Origin of the sequence: Fusobacterium sp. IOR10 (assembly GCF_010367435.1) — a bacterium.
Taxonomy (GTDB): Bacteria; Fusobacteriota; Fusobacteriia; order Fusobacteriales; family Fusobacteriaceae; genus Fusobacterium_B.
This window is the reverse complement of record NZ_WJWY01000045.1, coordinates 1-9,634: the sequence shown is the minus strand read 5'-3', so window position 1 is coordinate 9,634 and position 9,634 is coordinate 1. Positions and strand designations below refer to the sequence as shown.

Here is a 9,634-nt window from a genome sequence, read left to right as displayed (position 1 = left end):
TATAAGTCCAATAACCCTTGTTCCTGCTGTTAAACCAATGATAATACCTAGCGTAACCCCTATAACTAATTTGAGTATTAATGAATCTTTAATTTTTCCCATGATATCCTCCCTAAATGTATAATAATTTTTTATAGCCCTAAAGTAATAACCCCTTACTTTAATATAAGTAGAAAGCAATTTCCATGCCATAAAAAAATGCCTTGTTTATATGAAGTTTTTATATAATCATTTTCTAAACTTTCTCATTTTTAATAATATTTTACTTTTATAGATTGTAATACTTTGAAAAGAAAGGCTTATCAATAATGATAAGCCTTTCTCATTTTTGATAAAATTCTCTTTATGGAATTAGTTTTCCAAAAGTTTTTTTAAATTTTCCATGAATTTAAAATCATCTTCAATACTTCTTCCATTTATTGTAAGATATCCACCTATCATCATTCCATTGGCTCCTGCTAAAAATGCATTTCCCATAAAATCTTTTAATATACTTTCTCTTCCTGCTATTACTTTTATTCCAGTATCTTTTAAGATTAATCTATATATTGCTATTGTTTTTAATATTTCATCTGCAGATAATATTTCTCTATCTCCATGAGGAGTTCCTGGAATTGGATTTAAAATATTCAATGGCACTGCATCTACTTTTAATTCTTTAAAAGTGAAAGCCATATCCATTCTGTCTTCCCATGTTTCTCCCATTCCTAATATACCACCACAACAAATTTTCATTCCAGCTTTTTGAGCACTTTTTATAGTATCTATTCTATCTTCTACTTTATGAGTAGTTGCCACTATATCAGAATAAGATTTTACAGATGTTTGTAAATTAGAGTGAAATCTATTTATTCCTTTTTCTTTTAAATATTTAAGTTCTTCCTCAGATAAAATTCCTATAGAACAACAAATTTCAATTTTATCATCCTTTGTCATATTTTCAGCAAACTTTGCCACAGTTTCATAATCCTTTGTTCCTTTATTTATTCCTCTTCCACTTGTAACTATAGAAAATCTATCACTTTTATGATCTATAGCAGCTTTACATTCCTCTTCCAAAGTTTCTAGAGTTTTCATAGGATAAGTTGTTATACAAGTATTATATTTTTCAGATTGAGCACAGAACTTGCAATCCTCAGAACATTTCCCAGATTTTGCATTGGTAATAGTACAAGTTTCAATTTTATTTCCGCAATACTTCTCCCTAGTCATATTAGCAACTTTAAATAATTCTAAAAGATCACTTCCCTTTAAATTAACTAATTCCATTGCTATTTCTTTTGTTACTTCTCCATCAATGTACTTTTCTAAATTCATTTTCAATTCTCCCTTTTAACTTTATAATTTTGTAATATAATTCAAAGTTATTTTACAGATAAAATTATATAATTTATCTTGAAAATTGTAAACAAAATTTATTTTCAGGGTTAACATTTGCTTTTTAAAATCTTAATGATAAACAACTTAGTCCTCCGTCTATTTTTTTAAATTGAGAAGTATCAACAACAAGCACTTTATAACCTGCTGATTTTATTAGCTTTTCTACTTTTTCATATCCTTTTGGAACTATAACTACCCCATTTACATATATACAATTAGCAGCGTAACCTTCTTCCTTTGGAATTATAATTTTTTTATAGTCTTTAAATTCTTCTTTATTAATAAATTCTCCTGAAACCAACATAGTATTATTTTCTATATAATTAACTCCTGTTTTTAAATGTAGTACTTCTTCAAGTTCTATTTTTGATCCTGTTAAATTGTATTTTTCTAAAATATTTATAAACTGATTTATTCCTTGAATATTAGTTCTAGCAGATTCTCCAACATAAAAATGATCATTAACCATCATTACATCTCCCCCTTCTAAGGTTCCAGGAAATGTTATGTACTCAATCTTATCTTCACTATAGAATTTTTTTATAGTTTCAACTATATATTTTATTTCTTCATTTCTTGTATCTGCTCCTGGGTTTGTTATTATTGCACATTTTTTTGTTAAAACAGCCACATCTTCTACGAAACAAGAATCTGGAAATTTATCTAAAGCTTCTAATACTGTAACTTGAACTCCGCATTTTTTTAATGCTTCCACATATGCTTTATGTTGTTCTAAAGCTAACTTATAATTTGGTTTTCCTAACTCACCATTTGAAGTTATCCCCTCACTTATTGATTTTCCTGGTTTTCTAACTATTACATTTTTAAACATTATTTCCTCCCTTTTAATCTTGAATAAAATATTTTTCTGATAATTTTTTGTATACTCCATTTTCTTTTAATGTATTTAATCCATAATTTATATCCTTTAATAATTCTTTATCTTTTTTTCTTATGGCTATAGCATATTCTTCCTTAGCTGCGTTATTATTTATTAATTTTAATTTTTCATTGTGTTTTACAAAATTTTTGGCAGGTTCTGAGTCTAAAATTATTGCATCTATTTTGTTATGATTTAAAGCAATTATACACTGGGATGTTGTATTATATCTATTTAATTTTATTTTATCTTTCATCTCTGTCCCTAACAAATCTCCAGTACATCCTAAAACAACACCAACCTTATACCCTTCTAAATCATCTAAACTTTTTATTTTATTATTGTTTTTATTTACAATTATTAACTGCTTTGAGGTATAATATGATTCTGAAAAATTAATGTATTTTTTTCTTTCATCTGTTACTGTAAGTCCTGCAATAACTGCATCTAATTTTCCAACTTGTAATGCTGGTAATAGTCCCGAAAAAGAAATATTTTTAAACTCTACTTCCTTTCCTAAAACTTTTCCTATTTCTTTAATTAGTTCAATATCAAAACCTGTAATTTCACCATTCTCCATATATTCAAATGGCTGAAATTCTGTTGCATCTGTTCCTACTATTAGTTTATCTTGTCCCTTTGCAAATGTAAAACTTGAAATAATTAACATAAAAAATATCATAAAACTTGAAATTTTGTTTTTCATATTACCCTCCTAAATTTATTTTAACTTATTTTTGAATACAAAAAAAACAGACCCACATTTTTTCAAAATGCCAGTCTGTTAATTAATTAACGAATCAATATCTATTTAAAAATATTGTAATTTACAGTATTTCTTGACATATTAAAAGAGGTATAGATTTTTTACAAATTATCCTACTCCTCGAATTTAATATGTTTTTCATAAATATTTCTCCTTCATTTTTTAATTTATTAAAACAATATTATCACAAAGATCATACATCTGTCAAATTTTTATTATATTTCATATTTCATTAGTTGCAATTAATTGTCTTTTTGTAGTAAAATATATTAATTATATTAATGTAAGGAGCAATCTATGATACAAATATTTGGAGTTAAAAGCTGCAATGATACAAAAAAAGCCATAAGATTTTTCAAAGATAGAAAAATTGATGTCCAATTTATCAATCTCAAAGAAAAAGAAATTTCAAAGGGAGAATTAAAGAGTATTACAAAAAATTTTGACATTGAAGATCTCCTTGATAGAGATGGAAAAGAGTTTAAAAAACGTAATTTAAAATACTATGTATTTGATACTTTGGAATTATTAATAGAATCACCTATCCTTTTTAAAACACCTATTCTAAGGAAAAAAGATAAGGTTACCATAGGATATAAACCTGAAATATGGAAAGAATGGATAAAATAATAAAAAACAGCTCAATATTTATAAATATTGAGCTGTTTTCTTTAATTACAAGTTGCTTTACTATCTAATTTTATTCCAAAAAAATATTTTTCAGCTATTCCTATAACAATTCCATTTATAGCAAAGGCTGGAACAAGTTCATATAAATATGCTCCGTAACCAACTGTTTTCCATAAGATTAAAGTTATTGTTCCAACTAACATTCCTGCAAAAACACTTCTCCAATTTAAATTTTTAATATAAAGAGTTGCAATAACTGCAGGACCAAATACTCCTCCAAATCCACCCCATGCATATGAAACCATTGCTAGTATTTTTGTTGATGGATTCATAGCCATTAAAGTAGCTATTGCTGATATTACTATTATTCCAAATCTTCCTGTCCACATTATTTCTTTTTCTGTTGCACCTTTTTTTATAAATTTATAAAAATCTTCTGATAAAGTTGAAGATGATACTAATAACTGAGAATCAATTGTTGACATTATTGCTGAAAGAATTGCTGCAAGTAATATTCCACCAATCCATGGATTAAATAATTTTGTAATCATATATATGAATACTTTTTCAGAATCTCCACCAATTTGACTAACATCTTTAAATACAGCTATACCAGTTATCCCAATTGCCATAGCCCCTGCTAATGAAATAACTACCCATATCATTGCTATTTTTCTAGCTTGTGTTAATTCTTTTAATCCCTTAACACTCATAAATCTTGATAATATATGTGGTTGTCCAAAATACCCAAGTCCCCAAGCAAGAGAAGAAATTATTGCAAGTGTTCCAATGTTTCCAGATTCAAATATATTTAAAGAAATATCTCTAGCTTGTGCTGCCATTTGTATTTCTGCAACTCCTCCACCTTTAACATAAGCAAATCCTGGTACAATTAGTATTGCTAGAAACATTAGACTTCCTTGGAAAAAATCTGTCCAGCAACAAGCTAAATATCCTCCCATAAAAGTATAGAAAACTATTGTTCCAACTCCTATGAAAACAGCAACCTTATAATCTATTCCTAAAATACTTTCAAATAATTTCCCAGAAGCAACAAGACCTGAAGCTGCATAAATTGTAAAAAAGAATAATACTATAATAGCTGAATATATTCTAATTGTTCCTGTTTTATCACCTAATTTTTTACTTAAAAAATTAGGCAAAGTCATTGTTTGTGTTTCTTCTGTTTGAACTCTTAATTTTGGAGCAACATATTTCCAATTAAGATAAGTTCCAACTCCAAGACCAATTACAACCCATATCTGTGACATTCCTGCTGAGTATACTGCTCCAGGTAAACCCATAAGAAGCCATCCACTCATATCACTTGCTTGAGCTGATAGGGCAGTTACCCAAGAACCCATCCCTCTTCCGCCTATTAAATAATCCTCTGCACTTTCTGTCTTCCTGTAGAAATAAATTCCAACTCCCACTAAAAATATTAAGTATACTACAAATGTTATCATTGTTTCCGTTGTCATCATTTTCCCCTCCATTTTTTAGTTAAACCTACAATAAATGTTACTTACATTTTTTAATTTTATATGAGTTCCCGGGGACTTTAATTAATTTCATAATTCAACTCCTTTATATTAATATTTTTTAAATAAAATAAAAAAACCATTTAATGCATCTTAATGCAGTTAAATGGCTTTATCTTATAAAGAAAAATTCTCTTTAGCATAGCTCAATTCCACATTAGATACAAATCCAAATTTTCAGCTTAAAATGGACTTATATCTATGACTTTCATCACACACACAAATCCTAATTAGGAACCATGGGGTTATGAAATTTTACTGTGATTGCTAATTTTTTCATGAATCTCTCCTTCTAATCTAAAATTTAATTTAAGTTTATTGTACCTATTTTTTAGATAAATGTCAATATTTTTTTGATTTTGCATTTTATAACTAGACTATACTTGGAATAAAGATTATAATATAACCACGAACTAAATTTAGTATTGGAGGCTCAAAATGGAAAAGATAATTATAAAATGTCCTAAATGTAAAAAGAAAATGAGAGTTAGAAATAAAGTGGCTAAATATAAATGCCCTAGTTGTTCTCATATTTATAAATTAAATAGATTTAAACTTATCCTTTTAAATATCAAGGGATTCTTTGTTGGTTTTGTTGATACAGTAGTTAGTATTAAATCTAGTATCATTTATAAGTTTAAATCTATGGTTTCAACTTATAAGTATATGAGTAAAGTTAGAAAAAATATGAGGTCTAATCCCAACTGGTCTAATTATCATAGAGAACAAAGAGAAATGAAAAATGCAAACAAACGTTCTTTTAAAGATATCTTTAAAAGAAAAAAATAAAAAAATGTTTGACAAAAGAAAGAAATTAGTATATTATTATTTCAACTAAATATCCATCAAGAGAAACTGAGGGACTGGCCCTTTGAAGTTTCAGCAACCTGCTAATATAGTGTGGTGCTAATTCCAGACAGATGGCGATGACCAAAAATCGTTGAACCCAATCTTTAAAACTTGATGAATATAGTTTTAAAGATTTTTTTTTATAAAATTTATACAATTAAGAAAGGAGCACTACATGATACGTATACAAAATGTTAATAAAACTTATCCCAATAATTTCATTGCAGTTAAAAATGTTAGTTTAAATATCAAAAGAGGTGACATATTTGGTGTTATTGGTTTAAGTGGAGCTGGAAAATCTTCTTTAATTAGACTTTTAAATAGATTAGAAGAGCCTACAAGTGGAAAAATTATTATTGATGGAACTGATATTACTTCTTTAAATAAAAAAGAATTACTAGAAAAAAGAAAAAAAATAGGAATGATATTTCAACATTTTAATCTTTTATCATCTAGAACAGTTTCAGAAAATATTGCTTTTTCTTTGGAAATAGCCAAATTAGAAAAATCAAAAATTAAATCAAGAGTTACTGAATTACTAGAACTTGTTGAACTTTCTGATAAAAAAGATTCTTATCCTAGTCAGCTAAGTGGAGGACAAAAGCAAAGGGTAGCAATAGCTAGAGCTCTTGCAAATAATCCTAAAATTTTATTATCAGATGAAGCAACTTCTGCTCTAGATCCTAAGACAACTAAATCAATTTTGGAGCTTATTAGAAATATTCAAAGTAAACTTGAACTTACAGTAGTTATGATAACCCATCAAATGGAAGTTATAAGAGATATTTGTAATAAAGTTGCTGTAATGTCCCATGGAGAAATTGTGGAAACTGGAGGAGTTCATCATATATTTTCTAATCCTAAAACAGAAACTACCAAGGAACTTATATCGTATCTTCCAAATAATGAAGAATCAACAGCTTCTTTAATGGAAACTAAGGGAAGTATGTTGATTAAAGTAAATTTTCTAGGTTCAATTTCAAAGGATCCAATTATTTCAAGAGCAATTAAAAAGTTTGACATTGACTTTAGTATAATCGGTGGTTCCATAGAAAATCTTTCTACTATGAAAGTTGGACATTTGTACGTTGAGCTTTCTGGAGATTTTAATGAACAAAAATTAGCTATAGACTGGTTAAGGGAAGAAGGAGTTATTGTGGAGGTGATATATAATGGTCTTTAATATGATTTTTAATTCTACTTTGGAAACTTTATACATGGTATTATTATCAGCTATATTTTCTTTAGTTATTGGTTTTCCAATAGGAATACTACTAGTTATTACAAAGGAAGGAAATATATGGGAAAAAAGAAAACTAAATCAAATTTTAGAATTTATTATTAATACTCTTAGATCTTTTCCCTTTATTATTTTAATGATATGTTTATTTCCCCTATCTAGACTAATCGTGGGGACAACAATAGGAGTTAATGCTGCTATTGTACCTCTTTCAATATCTGCTGCACCATTTGTAGCTAGAATCGTTGAGGGGGCTTTAAATGAAATTGATAAAGGTTTAATTGAAGCTAGTTCCAGTATGGGAGCAAATAATCTAACTATAATATTTAAAGTTATGATTCCTGAGACGCTTCCCCATCTTATTCATGGAATTACTGTAACTATAATTAGTCTTATTGGTTATTCTGCCATGGCTGGAACTATAGGAGCTGGAGGTCTTGGAGATTTAGCCATAAGATTTGGATATCAAAGATTTAAAGTTGATATTATGATTTATGCTGTTATTGTAATTATTATTTTAGTTCAATTAATACAAAGTTTAGGAAACTATCTTGTGGCCAAAACAAAAAAAAATAGATAATAAATATATAAGGGAGATGAATATTATGACAAAAACATTTAAAAAATTATTATTAACAGGAGTTAACCTATTACTTCTAAGTCAACTATCTTTTGGAAACACTATCTTAAGAGTTGGTGCTACACCTGTACCCCATGCTGAAATATTACAGGAAATTAAACCTGATTTAGCTAAAGAAGGGATTGATCTTAAAATAATTGAGTTCACTGATTATGTTACACCTAATTTAGCCCTTGCTGACAAAGATTTAGATGCTAACTTTTTCCAACATGTACCTTATTTGGATAAGTTTAAAAAGGAAAGAAATTTAAAACTTTCTTCTGCTGGAAATGTTCACCTTGAGCCTCTTGGACTTTATTCTAAAAAGCATAAATCTTTATCTGAGCTTAATAAAAAAGATACAGTGGCTATACCAAATGATCCATCAAATGGAGGAAGAGCTTTAATACTTCTTCATAACAAAGGAATTATTACATTAAAAGATCCTACTAATCTTTATTCTACAGAATTTGATATTATTAAAAATCCTAAAAAATTAAAATTCAAATCTTTAGAGGCTGCTCAATTACCTCGTGTTTTAGATGATGTTGATTTTGCTGTTATTAATACAAATTTTGTTATTGAAACTGGTTTATCACCTGAGAAAGATGCATTGTTAATTGAAGGAAAAGATTCTCCCTATGCTAATATCGTTGCTGTTAGAGATGAAGATTTAAATAAACCTGAAATAAAAAAATTAATGAAAGCTTTACAAAGTAAAAAAGTTAAAAAATTTATAAAGAAAAAATATAAAGGTGCTATTGTAACAGCATTCTAAAATGGAGGAAAATTATATGAAAAAATTATCATCATTATTAATATTAACAATTCTTAGCTCTCAGCTTATATTTGCCAATATTATTTTAAAAGTTGGAGCTAGCCCTGTCCCACATGGGGAAGTTTTAGAAAACATCAAACCTTTACTTAAAGAAAAGGGAATTGACCTTAAAATAATTGAATTTAATGAATATGTTACACCTAATTTAGCCCTTGCTAACAAGGATTTAGATGCTAACTTTTTCCAACATGTACCTTATTTAAATAAGTTTAAAAAAGAAAGACATTTAGAGCTTTCCCAAGTTGGAGATGTTTTAATTACACCTATATCTCTTTATTCTAAAAAACACAAATCTTTATCTGAACTTGATAAAAAAGATATAATTGCTATACCAAATGATCCATCAAATGGAGGAAGAGCTTTAATACTTCTTCATAACAATGGAATTATTACATTAAAAGATCCTACTAATCTTTATTCTACAGAATTTGATATTATTAAAAATCCTAAAAAATTAAAATTCAAATCTTTAGAAGCTCCTCAATTACCTCGGGTTTTAGATGATGTTGATTTTGCTGTTATTAATAGTAACTATGCCATTGAAGGAGGACTATCTCCTGTTAAAGATGCTCTGCTTACAGAAGACAAGGATTCCCCTTATGTTAATGTTGTTGCTGTTAGAAAAGGAGATGAAAAAAATAAAGCTATATTAGAATTAGTTGCTGCTCTTAGAAGTGAAAAATCAAAAAACTTTATTTTAAAAAAATACCAAGGTTCTATAATACCTACATTCTAAAATAACTAAAAAAAGGTCTTAACTATTTAGGGTCTATAATATTTGGTGTTGGTATTTGTAAAAATACTAATGCCTTTATTTTTTGCAAAAAAAAATTGAGACAAATAAAAAAATCCGTTACAATTAAGTTGCGACACCAAAAGAAAGGATGTGAT

Annotated in this window: 10 protein-coding genes and 1 riboswitch; of the genes, 6 read left to right on the top strand and 4 right to left on the bottom strand. The window is 27.6% G+C overall.

All coding sequences use genetic code 11. The features are described from left to right. Window positions 1–351 precede the first annotated feature (351 nt). From bioB to GIL12_RS09465, 3 genes are all read right to left on the bottom strand, one after another. Window positions 352–1,317, bottom strand: coding sequence for a biotin synthase BioB (gene bioB / locus GIL12_RS09475; RefSeq protein ID WP_163470236.1), 966 nt, complete (start codon window positions 1,315–1,317; stop codon window positions 352–354). A 124-nt stretch (window positions 1,318–1,441) separates the two neighbouring features. After that, a complete protein-coding gene (locus GIL12_RS09470; RefSeq protein WP_163470235.1) occupies window positions 1,442–2,212 on the bottom strand; it encodes a dimethylarginine dimethylaminohydrolase family protein in 771 nt (256 codons plus the stop codon). A 13-nt stretch (window positions 2,213–2,225) separates the two neighbouring features. Beyond that, window positions 2,226–2,966: a basic amino acid ABC transporter substrate-binding protein gene (locus GIL12_RS09465; protein ID WP_163470234.1), complete on the bottom strand. Its 741-nt coding sequence runs from the start codon at window positions 2,964–2,966 to the stop codon at window positions 2,226–2,228. A gap of 357 nt (window positions 2,967–3,323) precedes the next feature. Between GIL12_RS09465 and GIL12_RS09460 the strand changes: the two genes are divergently transcribed. Beyond that, window positions 3,324–3,656, top strand: coding sequence for an arsenate reductase family protein (locus GIL12_RS09460; protein WP_163470233.1), 333 nt, complete (start codon window positions 3,324–3,326; stop codon window positions 3,654–3,656). A gap of 41 nt (window positions 3,657–3,697) precedes the next feature. Here the strand turns inward: GIL12_RS09460 and putP are convergent, their stop codons facing one another. Further along, window positions 3,698–5,140 carry a sodium/proline symporter PutP gene (gene putP, locus GIL12_RS09455; RefSeq protein WP_163470232.1) on the bottom strand — a complete coding sequence of 481 codons (1,443 nt, stop codon included), beginning with the start codon at window positions 5,138–5,140 and terminating at the stop codon, window positions 3,698–3,700. 495 nt (window positions 5,141–5,635) lie between these two features. Here putP and GIL12_RS09450 point away from each other — a divergent pair, with 495 nt between their 5' ends. The 5 genes from GIL12_RS09450 to GIL12_RS09430 all read left to right on the top strand — a co-directional run bounded on the left by GIL12_RS09450 (window position 5,636) and on the right by GIL12_RS09430 (window position 9,479). Beyond that, a complete protein-coding gene (locus tag GIL12_RS09450; protein WP_163470231.1) occupies window positions 5,636–5,986 on the top strand; it encodes a hypothetical protein in 351 nt (116 codons plus the stop codon). A gap of 50 nt (window positions 5,987–6,036) precedes the next feature. After that, window positions 6,037–6,124, top strand: a riboswitch (SAM riboswitch). A gap of 97 nt (window positions 6,125–6,221) precedes the next feature. Further along, window positions 6,222–7,229: a methionine ABC transporter ATP-binding protein gene (locus GIL12_RS09445; protein WP_163470230.1), complete on the top strand. Its 1,008-nt coding sequence runs from the start codon at window positions 6,222–6,224 to the stop codon at window positions 7,227–7,229. After that, window positions 7,219–7,866 (top strand): methionine ABC transporter permease, encoded by a 648-nt coding sequence (locus GIL12_RS09440; protein WP_163470229.1) that lies wholly within the window; start codon window positions 7,219–7,221, stop codon window positions 7,864–7,866. Before GIL12_RS09445 ends, GIL12_RS09440 begins: the two co-directional genes overlap by 11 nt. A 25-nt stretch (window positions 7,867–7,891) precedes the next feature. After that, entirely contained in the window at window positions 7,892–8,683 is a 792-nt protein-coding gene (locus GIL12_RS09435; RefSeq protein ID WP_163470228.1) for a MetQ/NlpA family ABC transporter substrate-binding protein, read from the top strand. Window positions 8,684–8,699: 16 nt separating this feature from the next. Then, window positions 8,700–9,479 carry a MetQ/NlpA family ABC transporter substrate-binding protein gene (locus tag GIL12_RS09430; protein ID WP_163470227.1) on the top strand — a complete coding sequence of 260 codons (780 nt, stop codon included), beginning with the start codon at window positions 8,700–8,702 and terminating at the stop codon, window positions 9,477–9,479. Window positions 9,480–9,634 lie beyond the last annotated feature (155 nt).